The following is a 24,336-nucleotide window of genomic DNA, read 5'->3' on the forward strand; positions in this document are numbered from 1 at the left end:
ATTTTGAAGAAGTTAACTAAAGAAGTTATCTGTGGAAATATAAAAATTGGGGGTAACAACCCTATAACTATACAATCTATGACAAATACAGATACAAAAGATGTATATAGTACCGTAAAACAAATAAAGGAATTAGAAGAAATAGGATGTGACATAATAAGAGTTGCAGTTCCAGATATGGAAGCAGCACAGAAATTAGGAGAAATAAAAAGAAGTATAAATATACCATTAATTGCAGATATACATTATGATTACAGGTTAGCTTTAGAAGCAATAAATCAGGGAATAGATGGACTAAGAATAAACCCTGGAAATATAGGGAGTTTAGATAGGGTAAGAGAGATAGTAAAAAAAGCGAAGAACAGAAAAATAAAAATTAGAGTTGGAGTAAATGGAGGATCTTTAGAGAAGGATCTTATTCAAAAATATGGAAGACCTACACCACAGGCATTAGTAGAGAGCGCATTAAGACATGTAAACTTATTAGAAAGTATGGACTTTGATAATATAGTTATATCATTGAAATCGAGTGATATATACACAACTATAAAAGCATATGAAATCATGTCACAAAAAGTAAACTATCCTCTTCATATAGGAATAACTGAGGCTGGTAGTGTTAAAAAGGGTACAGTTAAATCATCAATAGGTATTGGGTATTTACTTATAAATGGTATAGGAGATACTATACGAGTTTCTTTGACAGGGGATCCTAAAGAAGAGATATTAATAGCAAGAGAAATTCTCAAATGTCTAGGCATTAAGAAACAAGGTATACAAATAATATCATGTCCAACTTGTGGAAGATGTAATATAGATTTAATTGATATTGTATCTAAAGTTGAGGAGCGTGTAGAAAATATAGATAAAAATATGACTGTTGCAATAATGGGATGTTCAGTTAATGGCCCTGGAGAAGCTAGAGAAGCTGATATAGGAATTGCAGGCGGTAAGAACGAAGGCTTATTTTTTAGAAAGGGAGCAATTGTTAGAAAAATAAAAGCCGAAAATATGGTAAAAGAATTAATAGATGAAATTATAAAATTCTAGGTAATTACCTAGAATTTTATAATTTGATATTAAAATATATCTTTTGGGGGCTAAGTTTATGAAAAGTTTAGCAGAATACTTACAAAAACTTGGTATAAAAAACACAAATATTGATTCAAACAATATTTTTATAGAAAGGATAGTATATTTTAAAGAAAATAAGGATATCAATATATATCTCAACTCAAAACATATATTAAGTTATAAAACTATAACACAATTAGAAAAAGAAATTACGGAAAGCTTGAGATATTTCAACAAAATAAAAATAAAAATGAGATATGTTATTGAAGAAAATGAAAGTAATCATGAAAGTCTAAAAAAATATTGGGATAACATTTTATATATAATTACTACTTTAGTTCCATCAAGTTGTTTTGCATGTGAAGATATAACTTGGAATATTTATAACGATATTTTATATATCCATATAGAAGATAAGATGTTATATGAAAGACTTATACATAAGAATGCTATGTATTGTATAAAAAACGCTATTAATGAAGAATTAGGAATAGATATAAGTGTAAAATTTATACTAGATAAAAAAGAAGAAATAAACATAGATGAATATATAAAAAAGCAGCAAGAAGAGATAGAAATTATGCTAGACAAATTATCAATTAAAAATGAAGATGTAAATAATGAAGAAATAGATAAAAAAGTACAAAACGAAGACAAAAACAAAGATGATTCTGATACTGTAATTTATGGTAAAGAGATAAAAGATGACATAGAAAAAATAAACAATCTTCACCCAGATATAGGAAAAGTATGTGTGAAAGGTGAGATCTTTGATTTTGAAATTAGAGAAATAAAGGGTGGAAAAAATCTTTTAATATTTTCTATGACAGATTACACAAGTTCTATAAACTGTAAACTTTTCCTGAGAGATAACAATAAAGAAAAAATAATAAATAATATTAAAAAGGGGGTATTTGTAAAAACAAGAGGAGATGTTATATTTGATACTTATTCGAAAGAGATGATAATAAATATTTCTGACATAGAAATAGATATAAAAGACGAAAAGATGGATAAAGAGATTGAAAAAAGGGTAGAGCTTCATGCCCATACTCAAATGTCTGCTATGGATGCTGTTGTTTCTGCTTCTAAATTGATAGAAAGAGCAGCAAAGTGGGGACATAAAGCTATAGCAATAACAGATCATGGTGTAGTACAAGCCTTTCCAGAGGCTATGAGTGCATCTAAGAAGTATGGAATAAAAGTCATTTATGGAGTTGAAGGTTATATAGTAAATGATACTACTCCTGTAATCAAAAAGCCTAATAGTTTACCGTTAGATCAGACATTTGTTGTGTTTGATATAGAAACAACAGGCTTGTCAAATCAAAATGATAAAATAACAGAAATAGGTGCTGTTAAAATAAGAAACTTTCAAATAGTAGATACTTTTTCTGCTTTGATAAATCCAGAAATCCCAATTCCTAAAACTGTTCAAGAATTAACAGGAATAACAGATGAAATGGTAACAGACAAAGAAAAAATACATGAAATTTTACCTAAATTTATTGATTTTGTAGGAGATAGTGTTTTAGTTGCGCATAATGCAGAATTTGATATTGGTTTTATAAGAGAAAATACAAAATCTCTAGGAATAGATTTTAACAATAATTATATAGATACTATATCTTTAGCTAAGGTATTGCTGCCAAATTTGAAAAAGTATAAGTTAAATATAGTAGCCAAAGAGTTAAATATTAAATTAGAAAATCATCATAGAGCTGTAGACGATGCACAAGCAACAGCCCATATATTTGTAAAGTTTTTAGAAATGTTATCTGAAAAAGGAGTAAAAACATTATACGAAGTAAACAATGTGTTTAGAGTAGATGATTATAAAAAACTTAAAACAAACCATATAACAATACTAGCTAAGAACTATATAGGTTTAAAAAATCTATATAAAATAGTATCGCAATCTCATATAAATTATTTTTATAAAAATCCTAGAATACCTAAGACTCTCTTATCGAAATATAGAGAAGGTTTACTGATAGGGTCTGCTTGTGAAGCAGGAGAAGTTTATCAAGCAGTTTTAAATAATGTAAGTGAAGAAAACCTAGAAGAAATTGTAAAATTTTATGATTATCTTGAAATAATGCCTGTAGACAATAATAAATTTATGTTAGAAAAAGGAGTAGTAAAAAGTATAGATGAATTAAAAGTTATAAATAGGAAAATAGTAGATATAGGGAAAAAATATAATAAAATTGTTGTAGCAACTGGAGATGTACACTTTTTAGATGAGCATGATGAAATTTTTAGAAAAATATTAAAACACAGTCAAGGTTTTTCAGATGCAAATACTAGTGTACCACTATACTTTAAAAGTACAGATGAAATGTTGAAAGAATTTGAATATCTTGGAGAATCACTTGCAAGAGAAGTTGTAATAACAAACACTAATAAAATTGCGGATCTAATTGAGAATATAAAACCTATACCAGATGAAACATATCCTCCTATAATTGAAGGATCAGAAGATGAGTTAAGAAATAGTTGTTATGAAAAGGCTCATAGAATATATGGAGATCCATTGCCAGATATAGTAAAAAATAGGCTAGACAGAGAGCTTAATTCTATAATAAATAATGGTTATGCAGTTATGTATATAATTGCTCAAAAACTAGTTAAAAAGTCACTAGAAGATGGTTATTTAGTAGGTTCTAGAGGATCAGTAGGTTCTTCATTTGCGGCAACCATGAGTGATATAACAGAAGTAAATCCTCTACCACCACACTATATATGCTCAAGCTGCAAATATTCATACTTTTATACAGATGGAAGCGTTGGATCAGGAGCAGACTTACCTGATAAGAAGTGTCCTAAATGTGATACTTTATTAACTAAAGATGGACATGATATACCTTTTGAAGTTTTTCTTGGATTTGAGGGAGACAAGGAACCGGATATAGATTTGAATTTTGCTGGAGAATACCAATCTACAGCTCACAAATATACAGAGGAATTGTTTGGAGAAGGATATGTTTTTAGGGCTGGAACAATAGGAACTATAGCTGAAAAAACAGCATATGGATTTGTGAAAAAATATCTAGAAGAGTGTAATATAAGTGCTACATCTGCAGAAATAAATAGGCTATCAAATGGATGTACAGGCATAAAAAGAACATCTGGTCAGCATCCAGGTGGAGTTATGATAGTCCCTAGACATAAAGATATACATGATTTTACCCCTATACAATATCCAGCGAACGATTCATCTGCTGGGGTTATAACAACTCATTTCGATTACCATTCGATAAGTGGTAGAATATTAAAGCTAGATATATTAGGACACGATGTACCTACAATAATAAAAATGTTAGAAGATTTAACAGGTGTAGATGCGACTAAAATACCTTTAGATGATAGAAAGACTATGTCTATTTTTACATCGACGAAAGCTCTAGGAATAAGCCCTAATGATATAAATTCTGAGATTGGTAGCTTAGGTATACCTGAATTTGGAACTAAATTCGTAAGACAGATGTTAATGGATACGAAACCTTCAACATTTGCTGAATTAGTAAGAATTTCTGGGCTTTCACATGGGACAGACGTATGGCTAAACAATGCACAAGATCTAGTAAGAAATGGTGTAGCAGAGTTAAAAGATGTTATTTCTACAAGAGATGACATAATGAACTATCTAATATATAAAGGATTAGCCCCTAAAGAAGCATTTAAAATAATGGAAAATGTAAGAAAAGGTAAAGGATTAACACAAGAACATGAAAAAATGATGAAACAAAATAATGTACCTCAGTGGTATATAGACTCATGTAATAAAATAAAATATATGTTCCCTAAGGCTCATGCAGTTGCTTATGTTATGATGTCCTTTAGGATAGCATATTTTAAAGTACATTATCCTCTAGCTTTTTATGCCACATACTTTACGACAAAAGCAGAAGATTTTGACGCTGATTTGGTAACGAGAGGAAAGAAAAGCGTTGAAGAAAAAATAAAAGAAATTGAAAAAATGGGTAATAATATTACAGCGAAGGAAAAAAACTTATTAACTGTTTTAGAAGTTGTTTTAGAAATGTTTGCAAGAAAGATAGAAGTATTGAAGGTAGATTTATATAAATCAGATGCTAAAAAATTTAAGATAGTGGATGGAAAACTACTCCCACCTTTAATAGCGTTACAAGGAGTTGGAGAAAATGCAGCAATAAATATAGCTAGGGAAAGAGAAAGTGAAGAGTTTTTATCAATAGAAGACTTGAGAATTAGAACTAAAATTTCAAAAACTGTAATAGAAACATTAAAAAATCACGGTTGTTTAGATGGTATGCCAGAGACAAATCAGATATCCCTGTTATGATAAGTTGCAAAATGAAATATACTATGATATAATAGATTTGAAAATTATATTTTGGGACAAATTAAGAGTGGGGAATTACCCACTCTTTGCTTTTATAACACTCACAGGTTTAATTTGTTCAATTTCTGTGAAAATAGAAAAGAACAGGAGGGAAAAAATGAGACAAAATATAGAGGAAATTGTATCAAATATAGCAATTCCTTTCATTGAGAAAGAAGGGTTTGAATTAGTTGATGTAGAATATGTGCTAGAAGCTGGCAATAGATATTTAAGGATATACATAGATAAAGAAGGTGGAGTATCATTAAAAGATTGTCAGATAATAAGTGAATCAGTTAGTGCTAAGTTAGATGAAATAGATCCTATAAAGGAAAATTATTTTCTAGAAGTATCTTCACCAGGTCTTGATAGGCCTCTAAAGAAAGAAGCAGATTTTGAAAGATATAAAGGTAGAGATGTAGAAGTAAAACTATATAAGCCTTTAAATGGAAAGAAAGAGTTTGAAGGTATGCTTATAGGATTATTTGATAAAACCAAAATTAAAATAAGTGTAGATGATGAAATATTGGAGTTTGATAGAAAAGAAATCGCACTAATAAGGTTAGCAGTAAAAATTTAATAAGGAGGATTAGGTATGAACGGAGAATTTATAGAGGCTTTAGAGCAACTAGAAAAAGAAAAAGGAGTCTCAAAGGAAATACTTATAGAAACAATAGAAGCTGCTTTGGTTTCTGGATACAAGAAAAATTTTGGATCATCTCAAAATGTTAGGGTTCATATAGACAGAGAAACAGGAGATGTAAAAGTATTTTCATTAAAAAAGGTGGTTGAAGAAGTAGAGGATGATTTATTAGAAATTAGTTTAGAAGAGAGTAAAGAAAAATTTGGTTCAAGATATGAATTAGGAGATATAATAGAGTTTGAAGTAACGCCTAGAAATTTCGGAAGAATAGCTGCACAAACGGCTAAACAAGTAGTTGTTCAGAGAATTAGAGAAGCAGAAAGAGAAGTTATATTTGGAGAGTTTATAAATAAGGAAAGCGAAATAGTAACGGGTATAGTGGCTAGAATTAGTAAAGGAATTGTATACGTTTCGCTTGGAAAAGTAGAAGGAATATTAAGTCAAACAGAACAAATTCCTGGAGAGGTTTATGAAATAGGACAAAGAATAAAATGTTATATACTAGAAGTTAAAAAAAGCTCTAAAGGGCCACAAATAATATTATCAAGAAGTCATCCAGGACTTGTAAAAAGGTTATTTGAACTTGAAGTTCCTGAAATATATGATGGTGTAGTTCAAATTAAATCAATAGCAAGAGAAGCGGGCTCTAGAACAAAAATAGCTGTATATTCTTGTGATGAAAATATAGATCCTATAGGATCATGTGTAGGACCAAAAGGAAGTAGAGTAAAGAATATAGTTACTGAATTAAAGGGAGAAAAAATAGATATAATTAAATACAGTGATAATCCTGAGGAATTTATTTTAAGTTCTCTTAGTCCTTCTAAGGTTGTTTCTGTAGATATAAATGAAGATGAAAAAAGTGCTAAAGTAGTAGTACCTGATTATCAATTATCTTTAGCTATAGGGAAAGAAGGACAAAACGCTAGGCTTGCAGCAAAGTTGACTGGATGGAAAATAGATATAAAAAGTGAAAGTCAAGCAGAGAAAATGTAATTATGTAAGGAGGGACTATGTTTTGAAGCAAAGAAAAATACCCCAAAGAAAATGTATATCTTGTCAGGATAGAGATAATAAAAGAGAGCTTATAAGAATAGTTAAAAACAAAGAGGGAAATATTTTTGTTGATCTAACAGGTAAAGCTAACGGAAGAGGAGCTTACATATGCAAGAGCATTGAATGTCTTGAGAAAGCAGTCAAAACTAAGGCTATTAATAGAGCCTTCAAAATTGAAGTTCCTAATCAAGTTTACGAAGATTTGAGAGGGGTAATAGATAAAAGTGAATAATAAGGTACTTTCTTTATTGGGGTTGACAGCTAAAGGCGCAAACTTGGTCTCTGGAGAAGATACAACCTTAAATGAAATTAAAAAAGGAAAAATTAAGTTGGTTATTATATCACAGGATGCATCTGATAACACTAAGAAAAAGTTTATAGATAAGGCTAAATTCAGGGATATTGATTATGTAATATTTTCAACAAAATTTGAGTTAGGCAAGGCAATAGGAAAAAATGAAAGAGCAGTTATAGGAATAAAAAATATCAATCTTGCAAGACAGATCAAAAATTTAATAGGGGGTGAAGCTTTTGACGAAAATGAGAGTCTATAAGTTAGCACAAGAATTCGGAATAACTAGTAAAGAATTAATAGAAAAACTTCAACAACTAGGAATAAATGTTATAAATCATATGAGTACATTAGAAGAAGATGATGTTAAGGTGGTTATGGAATTGTTTAAAGAATCTAATAATAATGAAAAAATAAATGAAAAGGAAGAAGAAGCTATGCAGAAGATAAAAATAGCTGATAAAGTAGTAGTTCAAGATTTGGCTAAATTGCTTCAAAAAACTCCTTCAGAGCTAATAACAAAGCTTATACAATTAGGAATAATGGCTACAATAAATCAGGAAATAGACTTTGATATAGCAGAAATTGTAGCTTTAGAATTCGGATATGAAGTTGAGAAGGAAGATACAAAAGAGGAACAAGAAGATATATTAATACCAGAAGATAAACCCGAAGATCTATTACCAAGACCTCCGATAGTAACAGTTATGGGACACGTAGACCATGGAAAAACATCTTTACTTGATGCTATAAGAAAAACTAATGTAACAGCTAAAGAAGCAGGTGGGATTACTCAGCATATAGGTGCATCGGAGGTTCATATAAACGGGAAAAAAATAGTATTTCTTGATACACCTGGGCATGAAGCATTTACTTCTATGAGAGCTAGAGGAGCTCAAGTAACAGACATATCTATAATAGTTGTTGCTGCAGATGACGGTATAATGCCACAAACTATAGAAGCAATAAATCATTCAAGATCTGCAAACGTACCTATAATAGTAGCTATAAATAAGATAGATAAACCAAACATTAATATAGATAGAGTAAAGCAAGAGTTAGCAGATCAAGGTCTTTTGGTAGAAGAATGGGGTGGAGATGTCATAGCAGTACCAGTTTCCGCTCTTAAAGGTGAAAATATAGATACTTTACTTGAAATGGTTCTTTTAGTTGCAGAAATAGAAGAGCTAAAGGCTAATCCAAACAGAAAAGCAGTAGGAACAGTTATAGAAGCTCAGCTAGATAAAGGAAGAGGACCTGTAGCTACTGTTTTGGTTCAAAATGGAACTTTGAAAATAGGAGATTCAGTAGTAGTAGGTGCATGTTATGGTAAAGTTAGAGCTATGATAAATTATATGGGAAAAAGATTAAAAGAAGCTGGACCATCTACTCCTGTAGAAATATTAGGATTATCTGAAGTTCCTCAAAGTGGAGATCAGCTTATAGTAGTTGAAAATGATAAAATTGCTAGAAGTATAGCTGAAAATAGAAAAGAAAAATTAAGAGAAGAGCAAATGAAAGCAAGCACTAAAGTATCTCTTGATGATTTATTCAAGCAAATGGAAAAAGGAGAAATAAAAGATCTTAACATAGTTGTAAAAGGAGATGTACAGGGTTCGGTTCAAGCTGTTAAGCAGTCTTTAGAGAAATTATCTAATAACGAAGTAGCTGTAAAAGTTATACATGCTGGAGTAGGCGCAATAACAGAATCAGATGTAATGCTTGCATCAGCATCAAATGCAATAATCATAGGGTTCAATGTAAGACCTGTAACAAGTGCACAATCTTTAGCTCAGAAAGAAAACGTAGATATAAGAACATACAGAATTATATATAAGGCTATAGAAGATGTTCAGGCAGCTATGAAAGGAATGTTAGATCCTGAATATGAAGAACAAGAGCTTGGAAAAGCAGAAGTTAGAGCTGTATTTAGAATCTCAGGAGCTGGAACAGTAGCGGGTTGTTACGTAACTAACGGAAAAATAACTAGAAGTGCAAAAGTAAGACTTGTTAGGGATGGAGTAGTAATTCACGAAGGAGAGTTATCATCACTAAAGAGATTTAAAGATGATGTAAAAGAAGTAACACAGGGATATGAGTGTGGTATATCTATAGAAAACTTTAATGATATAAAAGAGGGAGACATAATAGAAGCATATATTTTAAAAGAAATAGATAGAAAATAACTAAGAAAGGTTGGGATATTATGTCATATCCTAGAACTAAAAGAATAAGTGAAGAAATAAAAAAAATAGTAAGTAAGTTAATACTTCAAGATATAAAAGATCCTAGAGTAACATCACTTATAAGTGTAGTAGACGTAGATGTTACAGCAGATCTTAAGTATGCATATATATATGTGAGTATATTTTCTAACGAAAAAGCTACAGCACTAGAAGGGTTAAAAAATGCTAGTGGATTTATTAGAAGAGAAGTAGGTAAACAAGTAAAATTAAGATATACACCTGAAATAATATTTAAACTAGATGAATCTATAGAAAAAGGTGTTTATATGTCAGAACTGATACAAAAATTACAAGAGGAGAAAAAAATGAGTCAGATCAATGATGTAATAGATGTGATAAGAAGAAGTGATAACATAGTTATCACTTCACATTATTCTCCTGACGGAGATAGTATAGGCTCGTCAGTAGCTTTGTATCATATGTTCAAAAATATTTGTAAAAATGTATATATAGTTTTAGACGATAAAATACCTATGAATTTACAATTTTTGTGTAATAACATATCCATAAATAAGTCTGAAGATTTGAATATAGAAGATTATACGTTGGTTTGTGTAGATTGTGGTGATTTTTCAAGATTGTCTTGTAGTGATCAAATCAAACAAAACTCTAAGATAATAGTAAATATAGATCATCATGCAAGTAATAATAAATTTGGAAATGTAAATTATATAGATGAAAATGCATCTTCTACTTGTGAATTAGTTTATAATTTAGTATATAAACTAGATAAAAAATTACTTGATAAGGATATAGCTCAGTGTTTATATACTGGATTAATAACAGATACAGGAAACTTTATGTATTCAAATACACATTCTAGTAGTTTCAAAATGGCAGCAGACCTACTATCTTTGAATATAGATAAACAAAGAATAATAGAAAATATATATCAAAGCAATCCTTTGAATCTCATAAAGTTAATAGGTGAAGCTATAGGTACTATAGAAGTAATAAATAAAACTGTAGCTTGCATAGAAGTAACTAGAGAACTTATGGATAAATACGAGATAGATTTTAATGATGTTGATGGTATAGTAAATTATGCAAGAGATATAAATGGAGTGGAGTTAGCTATATTATTTAAAGAAAAATCCGATTCCGAGATAAAAATAAGTTTTAGGTCAAAATCATATATTGATGTAAATAGGATTGCTAGTAAATTTAAAGGTGGAGGACATAAAAGAGCTTCTGGATGTACCATGAACATGTCGTTAAAAGATGCTAAGTCTAAAATAATAAGTGAAGTTTTAAAACATATTTAAGTGAGTGATTAGAAATGGATGGAATAATAAATATTCTAAAACCAACAGGAATGACATCACATGATGTAGTGAAAGAAATAAAAAAAATAACTAACATTAAGAAAGTAGGACACACAGGAACACTAGATCCAAATGCTGCTGGCGTATTGCCTATTTGTATAGGAAAAGCTACAAAAGTGTCAGAGTTTTTATTAAATAAAGAAAAAATATATAGGGCTGAATTGACCTTGGGAATAGAAACTGACACTTATGATTCTTTTGGAAATATCCTATCTAGAAAAGATATAAGTAGTATATCAGAAAATGATATATTAACAGCATTCAAACAGTTTAAAGGAGAGATATTGCAGGTTCCACCAATATATTCAGCTATAAAGGTAAAAGGAAAAAAACTTTATGAACTTGCTAGACAGGGCATAGATAATATAGATGTAAAGCCAAGAAAAGTTTTTATAAAAAAGATAGATGTTCTAAATATTGATAAAAATAAAGTATTATTTGATTTAGTATGTTCTAAAGGAACTTATGTAAGAAGTATTTGCAAAGATATAGGTGATGAGTTAGGATGTGGAGGACATATGTCATTCCTTTTAAGAACATCATCAGGTCCATTTAATCTAAAAAATTCTGTTACTTTAGAAAACCTAAAGAAGCACTTAAATAGAGATATAAGAGAATATTTATTTAACATTGACTTTTGCTTAAAAGACTATAAGAGAATAAATCTTAAAGAAAGTGCTTTAAAGTCATTTATAAATGGAGCTACAGTCTCGGAAAAAGGAATTATCACATCAGAAAATTATTTTCGCTTAGAAGATGAACTAGTCAGAGTATATTGTGATAATATATTTTATGGTATAGCAAAGGTAACTAGTAAAAACCCAATAAATATAAAAAGCTTTAAGTTATTTGTTTAATTTAGAGGATGATTCGTATGCATTTGATAAAAAAATTAGAAGATGTATATATAAAATATCCTACAGTAGTAACAGTAGGAAGTTTTGATGGAATACATATAGGGCATCAATATATAATAAAAAAAGTCTCAAAGCTAGCAAAGCAAAAGAATTTTAAGAGTGTAGTTTTTACATTCTCAAATCATCCTTTAAGTTTTGTTAGAAAAACAAAAGTTCCCAAGATATCATCAGAAGAAGAAAGATGTAAATTTATAGAGACTTTAGATATAGATTATTGTATAAGCATTCCTTTTAATGATACAATTGCAAATTTGTCTGCAGAAAGTTACGTGAGTTATATATTAGCTGACTTATTAAAATGTAAACATATTATAGTTGGACATGACTTTACATTTGGGAAAAATAAGTCAGCTAATGCTCATAAACTTCAAGAAATAGCTAGAAGATACAATATAGATACACAGATTGTAGATCCTATATTATTAAATGGAATTAGAGTAAGTAGCAGTTTTATAAGAAATTTAATACATGAAGGAAAGGTAAAAGAATGTAAAGAGTTTTTAGGAAGATTTTATTCTTTAAGAGGAACTGTTAACTATGGAATGCAACTAGGAAGAAAGTTAGGGTTTCCTACTGCAAATATAGCAGTTAGAGATGATATCGTACTACCCAAAACAGGAGTGTATTATACTAAAGTAGAAGTAGAAGGAAAAATATATGATGGGGCTACAAATGTTGGATTTAATCCAACGGTTTGTGGTAAATCATTAAATATAGAAACTCATATATTTGATTTTAATAAAGAAATATACAAATCAGAAATAACCATATATTTTTTAGAAAGAATTAGAGATGAGAAAAGATTTAATCATATAGATGAACTAGTTGAACAGGTAAAAAAGGATATAACAAAAATAAAAAAATATTTACATAAAAATGAATATATGATAAGATAATATAGAATGTGAACCCTTGCTAAGTATTTGAATCACCGCCGAATACTTGGGAAGAGGGGATAATACTATGGAGGTGTTATTAGGTATGTTAGACAAAGTTAAAAAACAAGAAATAATTGCAGCTTACAAAACTCATGAGGGAGATACAGGATCTCCAGAAGTTCAAATTGCTATGTTAACAGCAAGAATCAATGAGTTAAATGAACACTTAAAAGTTCATAAAAAAGATCACCATTCAAGAAGAGGACTTTTAAGAATGGTTGGTAAGAGAAGAAATCTATTAAACTATCTAAAAAACAAAAATTTAGATAGATATAATGAACTAATCCAAAAATTAGGTCTAAGAAAGTAGCAAAGATCAGAGAGCAGGTATATCCTGCTCTTTTTATATGTTTTTTATTACTATTCCTTAAATTTCCTTGACTTTACACATATATAAGTAAATAATAATAACATAAAATCAAAATAATATATTTACTAAAGGAAGATTTTGTAGTATTGTACCTATAAGAGGAGGTAGATTATGTATAGAAATTTTGAAATGAATTTAGCAGGTAGAAAACTTAGTGTAGAAATAGGAAAAGTTTGTGAGATGGCTAATGGCAGCTGTATAGTTAGGTATGGAGATACAGTTGTATTAGTTAATGTATGCGCTTCTTCTGAACCAAGACAAGGAATAGATTTTTTTCCTTTGAGCGTAGATTATGAAGAAAGATTATATGCTGTTGGAAAAATTCCAGGAGGATTTATAAAAAGAGAGGGAAAACCTTCGGAAAAAGCTATTTTAACATCAAGACTTATAGATAGACCTATAAGACCTTTATTTCCAAAGGGGTACAGAAATGATGTTCAAGTGGTAGCTACAGTTATGTCTGTTGATCAAGATTGTACTCCTGATATAGTAGCTATGATAGGATCTTCAATAGCACTATCGATATCAGATATACCTTTTGATGGACCTACTGGATCAGTATCTATAGGACTAATAGATGGAGAATTTATTGTTAATCCAACATCATCACAAAAAGAAATAAGCGAAATGAATTTAGTTGTATCAGGAACGAAAGATGCCATAATGATGGTAGAAGCTGGAGCAAATGAAATTTCAGAAGAATTAATGTTAGATGCAATAATGTTTGCACATGAACATATAAAGCAAATAGTAGAATTTATAGAATCAATAGTAAAAGAAGTGGGTAAGGAAAAAAGTATTGTTGAATTATATTCTCCTGATAAACAAATAGAGGAAGAAGTGCGCAATTTTGCTACAGAAAAGATGAAAGATGCTATTAAAACTGTAGAAAAGCTAGAGAGAATAGAAAATATGGACAAGGTAAAACAAGAAACACTAGCTCATTTTGAAGAAATATACCCTGAGAATTTGAAAGATATAGAGGAGATTCTTCATAGTATAGTTAAGGAACAAGTTAGGGATATGATAATTAATGAAAACATAAGACCAGATAATAGGACGCCTGAAGAAATAAGAGATATATGGTGTGAGGTAGGAATTCTTCCACGAACACATGGTTCAGGATTGTTTACAAGAGGACAAACACAAGTTTTAACAGTAGCAACATTAGGAGCACTAGGAGAAGTTCAAGTATTAGATGGACTAGAAGATGAAGAAAACAAGAGATATATGCATCACTATAATTTTCCATCATATAGTGTAGGAGAGGTAAGACCTTTAAGGGGACCAGGTAGAAGAGAAATAGGACATGGAGCTTTAGCTGAAAGAGCATTAGAACCGATGATACCAAGTAAAGATGAATTTCCTTATACTATAAGACTAGTTTCAGAGGTATTAAGTTCTAATGGGTCTACATCACAGGCAAGTGTTTGTGGAAGTACGTTAGCTTTATTAGATGCAGGAGTTCCTATAAAGAAAATGGTAGCTGGAATTGCTATGGGTCTTATAAAAGAAGATGAAAAAATAGCTATTTTATCAGATATTCAAGGTATGGAAGACTTTTTAGGAGATATGGACTTTAAGGTTGCAGGAACAGATCAAGGAATAACAGCTATACAAATGGATATAAAAATAAAGGGTATAGATAAGGAAATTTTAAAGAAAGCTTTAGAGCAAGCAAGAAAAGGAAGATTACACATATTAGATGAAATGAAAAAAGTAATAGATAAACCAAGACAAGAAATATCTCCATATGCACCTAGAATAATAAAAATGTCTATACATGTAGATAAGATAAGAGAGGTTATAGGACCAGGAGGAAAAACTATAACTAAAATAATTGAAGATACAGGTGTGAAGATAGATATAGAAAAAGATGGAACTATTTTTATATTTTCAAGTGATTTAGAAATGGGTAATAAAGCTAAAAAAATAATTGAAGGAATAGTTAAAGAGCCAGAGGTAGGAGAAGTATATATAGGTAAAGTTACGAGAATAACTAACTTTGGAGCTTTTGTAGAAATACTTCCAGGAAAAGAAGGTTTGCTTCATATTTCAAATATATCTAATGAGAGAGTAGAAAAAGTTGAGGATGTCTTAGCTATAGGAGATGAAATAGAAGTTAAACTTACAGAAATAGATAAACAAGGTAGAATTAATTTGTCAAGAAAAGTGTTAATTACACAAGATGACAAAACAAAAGATGAATAATTCGAAATAAGCACAAGTACGTGCTTATTTTTGTTTGCATAAATTCCTACTGTTATTAATAATAATATAGCATAGAAAATTAAGGGAGGCAGGTAAGTGATAATAATAGTAAATAAGAGAAAACTCCTACTTTTAACTGCTATATGCATATTAACTGTAGGGATATATATCACAACTAGTTTAAGTGTATTTACATTTAAAACATTGTCTGAACCATATTATAAAGGAAATAAGGAAAAATCTAATTATGTAGCAATAACATGCAATGTAGATTGGGGAAATGAATACATAGAAGATATATTAAAAATCTTAGAAAGTAAAGATGTAAAAATAACGTTTATGGTTACAGGAAGGTGGGCAAAAAAATATCCTGATATATTACTGAAGATAAAGGAAAATGGTCACGAAATAGGAAACCACGGTTTTAGACATATAGACTATTCTAAGTTAGATTACAAAACGAATTACGAAGAGATAAAAGAAGCAAAAGACATAATAGAAGGTATAATTGATGACAAAACGAGATTTTTCTCACCGCCTTCAGGATCGTTTAATAAGAATACTATAAAAGCAGCATTGGATTTAAAGTATATTCCGGTCCAGTGGACAATAGATACAGCAGACTGGTTATATAAAGATAATCCTCAAAAAATAATACAAAGAGTACAAAATAAAACTATCGACTCAGAAAGTATAATTTTACTTCATCCAACTGAAGCTACAGTAAAAACTTTAGGATCCATAATAGAAATAGTAACAGGTGAAGGTTATAAAGTTGGTAGACTAATGGATATATTTGAAGTTGATTAAAATTTTTATGTAAATTATAATTTAAAAGAATACATCCTTGTAGTATAGTAAAAAGTGTAGATAGTAATAAGATAAAGTTTTTTAAAGTATAATTGTTATACATAAACAGGAGGTGTTTAAATGAAATTGTCTTCTATTGCCGGAAAGGAAATTGTAAATCTAGCTACAGGAGAAAGACTAGGAGTTATAGCAGAGTCAGATTTAGTCATAGATGAATCAAATGGTAAAATATTATCGTTAATAATACCAAGAGATAGGGGTTTTTTCTCTTTGAAGAGAGAAAAGAAATTCATGGAAGTTCCTTGGAAAAATATAAAAAAAATAGGAAATGATATGATAATTATAGATTACGAAGGAAATATATAATTGGAGGTATTTTTATATGAATATATTAGTACAAAAATTCGGAGGAACATCTGTAGAATCTCATGAAAAAATGTTAGTTGTGTCAAATATAATAAAGCAAGCTAAAGATAAAGGACATAATATAGTAGTTGTAGTTTCAGCAATGGGTAGAAAAGGTGCTCCTTACGCAACAGATACATTAATACAATTATGTAAACAAACCAACAATTCTATATCAGAACGAGAATTAGACTTAATAATGTCTTGTGGAGAAATAATTTCAGGCTGTGTATTAGTTCATACTCTTAAAAAAGTAGGTATAGATTCTATTCTTCTTACAGGAGCTCAAGCAGGTATTATAACAGATGATAAACATACAGATGCATCTGTAATACAGATAAACCCAGAAAGAATATTAAAAGAACTAAGAGATGGAAAAGTAGTTGTAGTCACAGGTTTTCAGGGGGCTACTTTATCTGGTGAGATAACGACTTTAGGCAGAGGTGGAAGTGATACAACTGCTGTAGTATTAGGAGCAGGCTTAAATGTAGATGTTGTTGAGATATATACAGATGTAGATGGAATTATGACAGCTGACCCTAAAATAGAAAGCAATGCAAAGGTTATAAAAAATATAAATTATGATGAAGTGTTTCAAATGGCTGATAAAGGTGCAAAAGTTATTCATCCAAGAGCGGTAGAAATTGCTAAAAATAATAATATAACTATTAAAATAAAAAATACTTTTAACCCAGGAGAAGGAACAGATATATGTTCATATAAAGATCAAAAATTAGATATTTATAAATTAAAGCAGTGCAAAAATCTTATTACAGCTATTGCTCATAAGAATGAAATAACACAAATATCTATAAAAGATTGCCAAGAAGACATATTTACTGAAATTTTAAGTGCTATAGAGATAAATAACATTAGTATAGATATGATAAATTTTTTTATAAAGGAAAAAGTATTTGTAATAGATAGTGATAAGATAGATTCAATAAAATCAATATTAGAATCTTATAATGTAAACTTTAACATCATTGATAAATGCTCAAAGGTTACTTTGATAGGATCGAATATAACAGGTATACCAGGAGTTATGGCGAAAATAGCTAAATGTTTATGTAGTAATAACATACCTATACTTCAAACATCAGATTCGCATATGACTATATCTATACTAATACGTCAAGATGATGTAAAGTCAGCAGTAAATTCTCTTCATAAAGAGTTTAACTTATCAGAAGAAATTAATTAATATGCAATAAATGTGTTATATAAAGAGTAATTATATATCTTGAAAACCTAAAGTCAAAGTCTTTCATAAGAAAGGCTTTGTTTTTTTGTCTAGAGAGTATTTAATAACTCAATTGGACAAAATAATAATAACAAATTAAAATTTTAGGAGGGAAAGATGATTAGGAATTCTAAGGAAGAGATGAATAAGAATAAAATTGTTTCAGAAAATATAAAAGAGTATGGAGTTGCTAATTTACCAATACCTGAAAGTAAGGAAATTCAATGTGTTACTATTATTGGTGAGATAGAAGGTCATATTATGGCTGCTCCTCAGAAAAAATCTACAAAATACGAACACATTATACCACAGTTAGTAGCTTTAGAAGAAAGTAAAGAAACTAAAGGGATATTAGTAATATTAAATACAGTAGGTGGAGACGTTGAGGCAGGACTTGCAATAGCAGAACTTATAAACAGTATGTCAAAGCATGTTGTAACATTAGTTCTAGGAGGCAGTCATAGTATAGGTGTACCTTTAGCAACTTCAGGAAAATATTCATTTATAGCTCCTACAGCTACTATGACTATTCATCCAATAAGAATGAATGGTTTAGTAATAGGTGTTCATGAAACGTTTGAATATTTTAGAAAGATGCAAGAGAGAATAATAAATTTTGTTACCAGAACATCTAATATTGAAAGAGATACATTTATTCAGCTTATGAATTCAAGAAATGAACTTATAAATGATATAGGAAGTGTGTTAATAGGAGAAGAAGCTGTAAAGTATAAACTAATAGATCAAGTAGGAGGATTAAAAGATGCTCTATCTTATCTTCAAAAATTGATTTCGCAGGATAAAGAATAATATGATATAATTAGTAAATAAAAGTGTTAATGTAATGACATTAACACTTTTGTTGTGTTTATAATTACATACTTAGGAGGTTTTAATTTATTTTGGGGGTAAAAACTATGAAAAGAAAAAAAAATAAAAAAGAAATTTACAAAGAAGAAAAACAAGCTATAAAATTAGATGAAAGCTTCAGAGAAGAGCTTTATTCTATAGGTCTAATTTTTTCAGGATTATTTCTTTCATTTAGCTTAACTACCAAATCTATGGGGAAAATAGGTGAGTTTATAAGGGTAATATTCTTAGGTTTTTTTTCTAATGTGTCTATAGTTTTTCCTTACATAATTATTTGTATTGGTGTTATAAATCTATTTCAGTTCGAAAAATTGAAAAAGTTTATAAAGTATAAGCTGTCTAATTTATTTATATTTATAGTAATGCTATTATATGGAATATCTAATCATGATTTTATTCCTCAAGATTCACCTTTTTTACCTCAAAATTTAAGAATAATTTTTAGAATGGGAGTAGAAGGAAAAGGAAGTGGAATATTTAGTACTATTATAGCTTACTATTTTATTAAGTTATTTGGAATTGTAGGGTCTTATATACTAAGTATTTTCTTAACGATAATACTAGTTATATTTGGATTTAATATATCTTTAAAGGATATGTGTAAAAATACCATAGACTTTATACTAAGGATATTTATAGATATGAAAAAATTAATACTAGATCTAATTATGGTTGAGGAAAAAGATAAGAAAACTAAAAGATTGAAAAAAAATACAGAAAAAATGGAGTATAAAAGTCATGAACATATAGAAAACAACGAAATTAAAATTGTAGATTTTAACAACAATTTATATGAAGAAAGTAAAGAAACTAATCAAGAAAAGTTACAATTAGAAAATACAGATGAAAAACATATGAATATTGCTATTTCAAACTGTGATGATAATTATTTAGATTATTTAATTCCGAGCATAGATTTATTAAATAAACCTAATATTTTAGGAGATCAAAAAGACAAAAAACAGATATTAAAAAATGCTAAATTATTAGAAAAAACTTTGAGAGATTTTGGAGTAGAGGTAAGTATAAATCAAGTTACAAAGGGTCCTACTATAACTAGATATGAAGTACAGCCTAAATCAGGAGTAAAGGTGAGCAGAATAGTTAGTTTAACAGATGATATAGCATTAAGTTTAGCAGCTAAAAGCATAAGAATAGAAGCACCTATTCCAGGCAAATCAGCCATAGGAATAGAAGTTCCAAATGAAGAGATACAATTAGTAACTTTAAGAGAAGTTATAGAATCAAAAGAGTTTGCTGAAAGTAAATCTAAATTAAGCTTTGCAATAGGAAAAGATATATCGGGAACTCCTATAGTTTCAGATATATCAAAAATGCCTCATTTATTAATAGCAGGAGCCACAGGATCAGGAAAAAGTGTTTGTGTAAATACTTTAATAACAAGTATTTTATATAAATCCAAACCTGATGAAGTTAAGTTTCTTATGATAGACCCTAAAGTAGTAGAACTTGGAAATTATAATGGAATACCTCATTTATTAATTCCAGTAGTTACAGATCCTAAGAAAGCAGCATCGGCATTATCTTGGGCTGTTAATGAAATGGAGAGAAGATATAAGTTATTTGCAGAAAACTCAGTTAGGGATATATATGGTTACAATGAAAAATCCCATGAAAAATTACCAAGTATAGTAATTATTATAGATGAATTAGCTGATTTAATGATGGTAAGTGCTAACGAAGTAGAAGATGCAATATGTAGATTGGCTCAGATGGCAAGGGCTGCTGGTATGCATTTGATAGTAGCAACACAAAGGCCATCTGTCGATGTTATTACAGGAGTAATAAAAGCTAATATACCATCTAGAATAGCTTTTTCAGTATCATCTCAAACAGATTCAAGAACAATACTAGATATGGGTGGAGCTGAAAAGCTCTTAGGTAAAGGAGATATGTTATTTTATCCAATAGGAGCAGCAAAACCTATTAGACTTCAGGGAGCTTTTGTATCTGAAAGAGAAGTCGAAGATATAGTTAAATATATAAAAGAACAAGTATGTAATCAGACATTTTATAAAGAAGATTTATTACAAAATATAAGCAAAAATATTTCTATAGAGACTACTTCAGAAGATGATTTAATAGATGAAGCTATACAATTTATCATTTCTTCTCAACAAGCTTCAACTTCCATGCTACAAAGAAAGTTCAGAATAGGGTATAATAGAGCAGCAAGGCTTATGGATGAAATGGAAAGCAGAGGTATTGTAGGGCCAAATGAAGGAAGTAAACCTAGAAAAGTATTAATTAATAAAGAGCAATATACTGCTGCAACAAGTGACAAATAACAAATTAGAAAGGAGCAAAAAAAATGAGTTTAAAAGTAGCATTAGAATCACTAGGGTGTTCAAAAAATTTAGTGGATTCAGAAATAATGTTAGGTATTTTAAAAAATAAGGGCTACAGGATTACAGGAAATTTTTATGAAGCAGACATAATAATAGTAAATACTTGTGGTTTTATAGAGTCTGCAAAAGAAGAATCTATAAATACTATACTAGAGCTTGCAGAATACAAAAATATAGGCAAAGCTAAATTATTGTTAGTTTCAGGTTGTTTAGCTCAAAGATATAGTGATGATTTAAAAAAAGAAATACCTGAAATAGATGCAATAGTTGGAACTGCAAGTTATACTAAGATAAATGAAATAATTGATAGACTTTCTGAAGAAAAGAATATAGTTGTTTTAGATGACATAAATTTTGTGTATAATGAAAATTTACCTAGATATGTAAGTACTCCTAAGTATATGGCGTATTTAAAAATTGCAGAAGGATGTGATAATAATTGCACATATTGTATAATACCACAACTAAGAGGTAGATACAGAAGTAGGAAAATAGAAGATTTAGTTGAGGAAGCTAAAAAATTAGCAAATTCAGGTGTAAAAGAGCTTGTAGTTATAGCTCAAGACACAACTAGGTATGGCATAGATATATATGGGGAATCAAAACTTCATATATTATTAGAAGAGTTGTCTAAAATAGAAGGAATTTGTTGGATAAGAGTTATGTATTCATACCCTGAGGCGATAGATGAAAAGGTTATAAAAGTAATTGCAAGTAATGAAAAGATATGTAACTATTTTGATATTCCTATACAACATTGTAATAACAGAATTTTAAAGTTAATGAATAGAAGGACAACAAAAGAAGATTTAATCAATAAAATTAGATTAATAAAAAGTTATATTCCGGATGCAATACTTAGAACATCAATAATAGTTGGATTTCCAAGTGAAACAAAAGAAGAATTTGATGAGTTAAAGGATTTCATTAAGCAGATCGAGTTTGATAAATTAGGTGTATTTACTTATTCTATGGAAGAAGGAACAGCAGCAGCAAAATTAAAGGAACAAATTCCTGACGAAATAAAAAATCTAAGAAGAGATGAGTTAATGATTATACAACAAGATATATCTGCAAAAAAGAATTGCGAAAAGGTGGGAAAAATATATAAGGTACTAATAGATGAAAAAGTTGAGGATAACTTATATTGTGGAAGAAGTTTTGAAGATGCTTATGAAATAGATGGTGTTGTATATGTGAATTCTAAAAAAGATATAAGCATAGGTAGCTTTGTAAATGTAAAAATAACGCAATCGTTAGAGTATGATTTGGTAGGTGAAATGATTGATGAATTTAGCAAATAAGCTAACGCTTCTTAGGATAGGGTTAGTTCCCGTATTTATAGTAACAGTTTTAACAGATATAGATTATTCTTTAACAATAGCAGCATGCGTATTCATTGTAGCTTCTATCACAGATTTTTTAGATGGATATATAGCGAGAAAATACAACATGATAAGTAATTTTGGAAAATTTATGGATCCGCTTGCTGACAAAATCTTAGTTGCCTCAGCTTTAATAAGTATGGTAGAGTTAGGTTTAGTTCCTTCGTGGATGGTTATATTGATAATATCTAGAGAATTTGCAGTCAGTATATTAAGAGCTATAGCTTCTTCTAGTGGTATTGTTATAGCTGCTAGCAAATGGGGAAAGTATAAAACAATTTCTCAAATAATAGCTATAATAATGGTACTACTTCAACTCCCTTTTTATAATATATTCTTATGGGTTAGTTTAGTGTTGACTATATATTCTGGATATGATTATATTTATGTAAACAAAGATCTTTTCAAAGAAAAGGTTTAGTATAGCAAAATTTATAGTAACAATAATTCTATTAATTAATGGAATTATTGTTATTTTTTTATAATCATGTCAATACTTATAGTGACAGATACATTTCATTCTCAAAATGCGTTGACGAATACAAATATATATTATATAATGATTTTAGAACATTTGTTCTGATCGGAAGAAAGGTGGTATGAATCATGGATGATAAGAAGAAAGCTTTAGAAAGAGCTTTAGCTGAAATAGAAAAAGACTTTGGTAAAGGCTCTATTATGAAACTAGGTGAAGCATCAAAGGCAACTATAGAAGCTATATCTACAGGTTGCATAGGTTTAGATATAGCTATAGGTATAGGTGGTTTACCAAAAGGAAGAATAATAGAGATATTTGGGCCAGAATCATCAGGAAAGACTACAGTAGCTTTAAGTGTTATAGCTGAAGCCCAAAAGAATGGTGGTATAGCTGCATTTATAGATGCAGAACATGCACTTGATCCGGTTTATGCAAAAAGTTTAGGAGTGGACATAGATAATCTTATAATATCTCAACCAGATACAGGGGAGCAAGCGCTTGAAATAGCAGAAGCTTTAGTTAGAAGTGGTGCTATAGATGTTTTAGTTGTGGATTCAGTAGCAGCTCTTGTTCCAAAAGCAGAAATTGAAGGTGAAATGGGAGCATCTCATGTTGGTCTTCAGGCAAGACTTATGTCTCAGGCTTTGCGTAAGTTAGCTGGGGCCATAAATAAATCAAAATGCATATCTATATTTATAAATCAATTAAGAGAAAAAGTAGGAGTAATGTTTGGAAACCCAGAAACAACTACTGGAGGGAGAGCGCTGAAATTTTATTCATCTGTAAGATTAGATGTTAGAAAGGTTGATGTTATAAAACAAGGGGATCAAGTAGTAGGAAGTAGAACAAGAGTAAAGGTGGTTAAAAATAAGGTAGCTCCACCATTTAAACAATGTGAATTTGATATAATGTATGGAGAAGGTATTTCTAAGATAGGAGACATATTAGACATAGCTACTGATATAGGAATTATAAAAAAATCAGGATCCTGGTATAGTTATAATGATACTAAATTAGCCCAAGGTAGAGAAAATGCAAAGAATTGGTTAATAGAAAATAAAGATGTAGCCACTGAAATTGAAAGTTTAATTAGACAACATTATAATATAGGAACTACAATTAATACATCTAATGAACTAGTAGAAAATGTGTAGTTTAAAAAGCTGCTTATAATTATAAGCAGCTTTTTAATGTATTTTTATACAGCTTGACACTCAAATAAAAAAGATATAAAATTAGAAAATAGATACAATTAAAACAAACTTTGTATTATATAGTCTTATGAGTATTTTTAAAAGCTATAAATTAGTCAACTAAGCTTTTATCATATTGAGGGAG

The 24,336-nt window shown here is 29.4% G+C and carries 20 protein-coding genes and 2 pseudogenes; all 22 read left to right on the forward strand.

From position 1 onward, the window contains the following. Positions 1–3: 3 nt before the first annotated feature. The 22 genes and pseudogenes from ispG (at position 4) to recA (ending at position 24,152) form a co-directional block, all read left to right on the forward strand. Positions 4–1,050: a flavodoxin-dependent (E)-4-hydroxy-3-methylbut-2-enyl-diphosphate synthase gene (ispG, locus tag JWYL7_RS04615; protein ID WP_083528277.1), complete on the forward strand. Its 1,047-nt coding sequence runs from the start codon at positions 4–6 to the stop codon at positions 1,048–1,050. A 58-nt stretch (positions 1,051–1,108) separates the two neighbouring features. Beyond that, a complete protein-coding gene (locus JWYL7_RS04620) occupies positions 1,109–5,401 on the forward strand; it encodes a PolC-type DNA polymerase III (RefSeq protein WP_066069623.1) in 4,293 nt (1,430 codons plus the stop codon). A gap of 157 nt (positions 5,402–5,558) precedes the next feature. Further along, on the forward strand, positions 5,559–6,020 hold the full coding sequence (gene rimP / locus JWYL7_RS04625) for a ribosome maturation factor RimP (protein WP_066069626.1): 462 nt from the start codon (positions 5,559–5,561) through the stop codon (positions 6,018–6,020). A gap of 15 nt (positions 6,021–6,035) precedes the next feature. Then, positions 6,036–7,079: a transcription termination factor NusA gene (nusA, locus tag JWYL7_RS04630; protein ID WP_066069628.1), complete on the forward strand. Its 1,044-nt coding sequence runs from the start codon at positions 6,036–6,038 to the stop codon at positions 7,077–7,079. Between the two features lie 22 nt (positions 7,080–7,101). Then, the gene (gene rnpM / locus JWYL7_RS04635) at positions 7,102–7,371 is read left to right on the forward strand and encodes an RNase P modulator RnpM (RefSeq protein ID WP_066069631.1); all 270 of its coding nucleotides are present in this window, start codon (positions 7,102–7,104) and stop codon (positions 7,369–7,371) included. Further along, positions 7,364–7,693: a L7Ae/L30e/S12e/Gadd45 family ribosomal protein gene (locus JWYL7_RS04640; RefSeq protein ID WP_331721846.1), complete on the forward strand. Its 330-nt coding sequence runs from the start codon at positions 7,364–7,366 to the stop codon at positions 7,691–7,693. The genes rnpM and JWYL7_RS04640 overlap by 8 nt, the downstream gene beginning before the upstream one ends. Next, positions 7,671–9,617, forward strand: coding sequence for a translation initiation factor IF-2 (gene infB / locus JWYL7_RS04645; protein WP_066069637.1), 1,947 nt, complete (start codon positions 7,671–7,673; stop codon positions 9,615–9,617). The genes JWYL7_RS04640 and infB overlap by 23 nt, the downstream gene beginning before the upstream one ends. A gap of 20 nt (positions 9,618–9,637) precedes the next feature. Continuing rightward, positions 9,638–9,991, forward strand: a pseudogene (gene rbfA / locus JWYL7_RS10870) (30S ribosome-binding factor RbfA); the annotation flags it as partial. Positions 9,992–10,039: 48 nt separating this feature from the next. Further along, positions 10,040–10,441 (forward strand): annotated as a pseudogene (locus JWYL7_RS10900) (DHH family phosphoesterase); the annotation flags it as partial. Positions 10,442–10,672: 231 nt separating this feature from the next. After that, on the forward strand, positions 10,673–10,942 hold the full coding sequence (locus tag JWYL7_RS10905) for a DHH family phosphoesterase (RefSeq protein ID WP_349254367.1): 270 nt from the start codon (positions 10,673–10,675) through the stop codon (positions 10,940–10,942). Positions 10,943–10,956: 14 nt separating this feature from the next. After that, complete coding sequence (truB, locus tag JWYL7_RS04655; RefSeq protein ID WP_066069639.1) at positions 10,957–11,859, forward strand: tRNA pseudouridine(55) synthase TruB; 903 nt, start codon at positions 10,957–10,959, stop codon at positions 11,857–11,859. Positions 11,860–11,876: 17 nt separating this feature from the next. Continuing rightward, positions 11,877–12,815, forward strand: coding sequence for a bifunctional riboflavin kinase/FAD synthetase (locus JWYL7_RS04660; protein WP_066069644.1), 939 nt, complete (start codon positions 11,877–11,879; stop codon positions 12,813–12,815). An 85-nt stretch (positions 12,816–12,900) separates the two neighbouring features. Further along, positions 12,901–13,167: a 30S ribosomal protein S15 gene (gene rpsO / locus JWYL7_RS04665; RefSeq protein ID WP_066072359.1), complete on the forward strand. Its 267-nt coding sequence runs from the start codon at positions 12,901–12,903 to the stop codon at positions 13,165–13,167. Positions 13,168–13,338: 171 nt separating this feature from the next. After that, positions 13,339–15,438, forward strand: a complete 2,100-nt coding sequence (gene pnp / locus JWYL7_RS04670) for a polyribonucleotide nucleotidyltransferase (RefSeq protein WP_066069646.1) — start codon at positions 13,339–13,341, stop codon at positions 15,436–15,438. A gap of 96 nt (positions 15,439–15,534) precedes the next feature. Then, on the forward strand, positions 15,535–16,248 hold the full coding sequence (locus tag JWYL7_RS04675) for a polysaccharide deacetylase family protein (protein ID WP_066069648.1): 714 nt from the start codon (positions 15,535–15,537) through the stop codon (positions 16,246–16,248). A 120-nt stretch (positions 16,249–16,368) separates the two neighbouring features. Further along, positions 16,369–16,614 carry a YlmC/YmxH family sporulation protein gene (locus tag JWYL7_RS04680; RefSeq protein ID WP_066069649.1) on the forward strand — a complete coding sequence of 82 codons (246 nt, stop codon included), beginning with the start codon at positions 16,369–16,371 and terminating at the stop codon, positions 16,612–16,614. A gap of 16 nt (positions 16,615–16,630) precedes the next feature. Further along, positions 16,631–17,857 (forward strand): aspartate kinase, encoded by a 1,227-nt coding sequence (dapG, locus tag JWYL7_RS04685; RefSeq protein ID WP_066069652.1) that lies wholly within the window; start codon positions 16,631–16,633, stop codon positions 17,855–17,857. A 156-nt stretch (positions 17,858–18,013) separates the two neighbouring features. After that, complete coding sequence (locus JWYL7_RS04690) at positions 18,014–18,706, forward strand: ClpP family protease (protein ID WP_066069655.1); 693 nt, start codon at positions 18,014–18,016, stop codon at positions 18,704–18,706. A 107-nt stretch (positions 18,707–18,813) separates the two neighbouring features. Beyond that, complete coding sequence (locus JWYL7_RS04695) at positions 18,814–21,075, forward strand: DNA translocase FtsK (protein ID WP_066072362.1); 2,262 nt, start codon at positions 18,814–18,816, stop codon at positions 21,073–21,075. A 23-nt stretch (positions 21,076–21,098) separates the two neighbouring features. Continuing rightward, on the forward strand, positions 21,099–22,439 hold the full coding sequence (gene rimO, locus JWYL7_RS04700) for a 30S ribosomal protein S12 methylthiotransferase RimO (protein ID WP_066069657.1): 1,341 nt from the start codon (positions 21,099–21,101) through the stop codon (positions 22,437–22,439). Then, positions 22,423–22,941 carry a CDP-diacylglycerol--glycerol-3-phosphate 3-phosphatidyltransferase gene (gene pgsA, locus JWYL7_RS04705; RefSeq protein WP_066069659.1) on the forward strand — a complete coding sequence of 173 codons (519 nt, stop codon included), beginning with the start codon at positions 22,423–22,425 and terminating at the stop codon, positions 22,939–22,941. The genes rimO and pgsA overlap by 17 nt, the downstream gene beginning before the upstream one ends. 185 nt (positions 22,942–23,126) lie before the next feature. Continuing rightward, positions 23,127–24,152, forward strand: coding sequence for a recombinase RecA (recA, locus tag JWYL7_RS04710; protein ID WP_066069662.1), 1,026 nt, complete (start codon positions 23,127–23,129; stop codon positions 24,150–24,152). The last annotated feature ends 184 nt before the right edge of the window (positions 24,153–24,336 follow it).

Origin of the sequence: Alkalithermobacter thermoalcaliphilus JW-YL-7 = DSM 7308 (assembly GCA_001584565.1) — a bacterium.
In the GTDB taxonomy this organism is placed as follows: domain Bacteria; phylum Bacillota; class Clostridia; order Peptostreptococcales; family Peptostreptococcaceae; genus Alkalithermobacter; species Alkalithermobacter thermoalcaliphilus.

Coding starts and splice junctions, on each gene's coding strand:
- JWYL7_RS10905 (WP_349254367.1), top strand. CDS start 10,673: ATGGATAAATACGAGATAGATTTTAATGATGTTGATGGTATAGTAAAT.
- truB (WP_066069639.1), top strand. CDS start 10,957: ATGGATGGAATAATAAATATTCTAAAACCAACAGGAATGACATCACAT.
- pnp (WP_066069646.1), top strand. CDS start 13,339: ATGTATAGAAATTTTGAAATGAATTTAGCAGGTAGAAAACTTAGTGTA.
- JWYL7_RS04620 (WP_066069623.1), top strand. CDS start 1,109: ATGAAAAGTTTAGCAGAATACTTACAAAAACTTGGTATAAAAAACACA.
- rpsO (WP_066072359.1), top strand. CDS start 12,901: ATGTTAGACAAAGTTAAAAAACAAGAAATAATTGCAGCTTACAAAACT.
- dapG (WP_066069652.1), top strand. CDS start 16,631: ATGAATATATTAGTACAAAAATTCGGAGGAACATCTGTAGAATCTCAT.
- pgsA (WP_066069659.1), top strand. CDS start 22,423: ATGAATTTAGCAAATAAGCTAACGCTTCTTAGGATAGGGTTAGTTCCC.
- JWYL7_RS04660 (WP_066069644.1), top strand. CDS start 11,877: ATGCATTTGATAAAAAAATTAGAAGATGTATATATAAAATATCCTACA.
- nusA (WP_066069628.1), top strand. CDS start 6,036: ATGAACGGAGAATTTATAGAGGCTTTAGAGCAACTAGAAAAAGAAAAA.
- JWYL7_RS04695 (WP_066072362.1), top strand. CDS start 18,814: ATGAAAAGAAAAAAAAATAAAAAAGAAATTTACAAAGAAGAAAAACAA.
- rimP (WP_066069626.1), top strand. CDS start 5,559: ATGAGACAAAATATAGAGGAAATTGTATCAAATATAGCAATTCCTTTC.
- JWYL7_RS04690 (WP_066069655.1), top strand. CDS start 18,014: ATGATTAGGAATTCTAAGGAAGAGATGAATAAGAATAAAATTGTTTCA.
- rimO (WP_066069657.1), top strand. CDS start 21,099: ATGAGTTTAAAAGTAGCATTAGAATCACTAGGGTGTTCAAAAAATTTA.
- recA (WP_066069662.1), top strand. CDS start 23,127: ATGGATGATAAGAAGAAAGCTTTAGAAAGAGCTTTAGCTGAAATAGAA.
- JWYL7_RS04680 (WP_066069649.1), top strand. CDS start 16,369: ATGAAATTGTCTTCTATTGCCGGAAAGGAAATTGTAAATCTAGCTACA.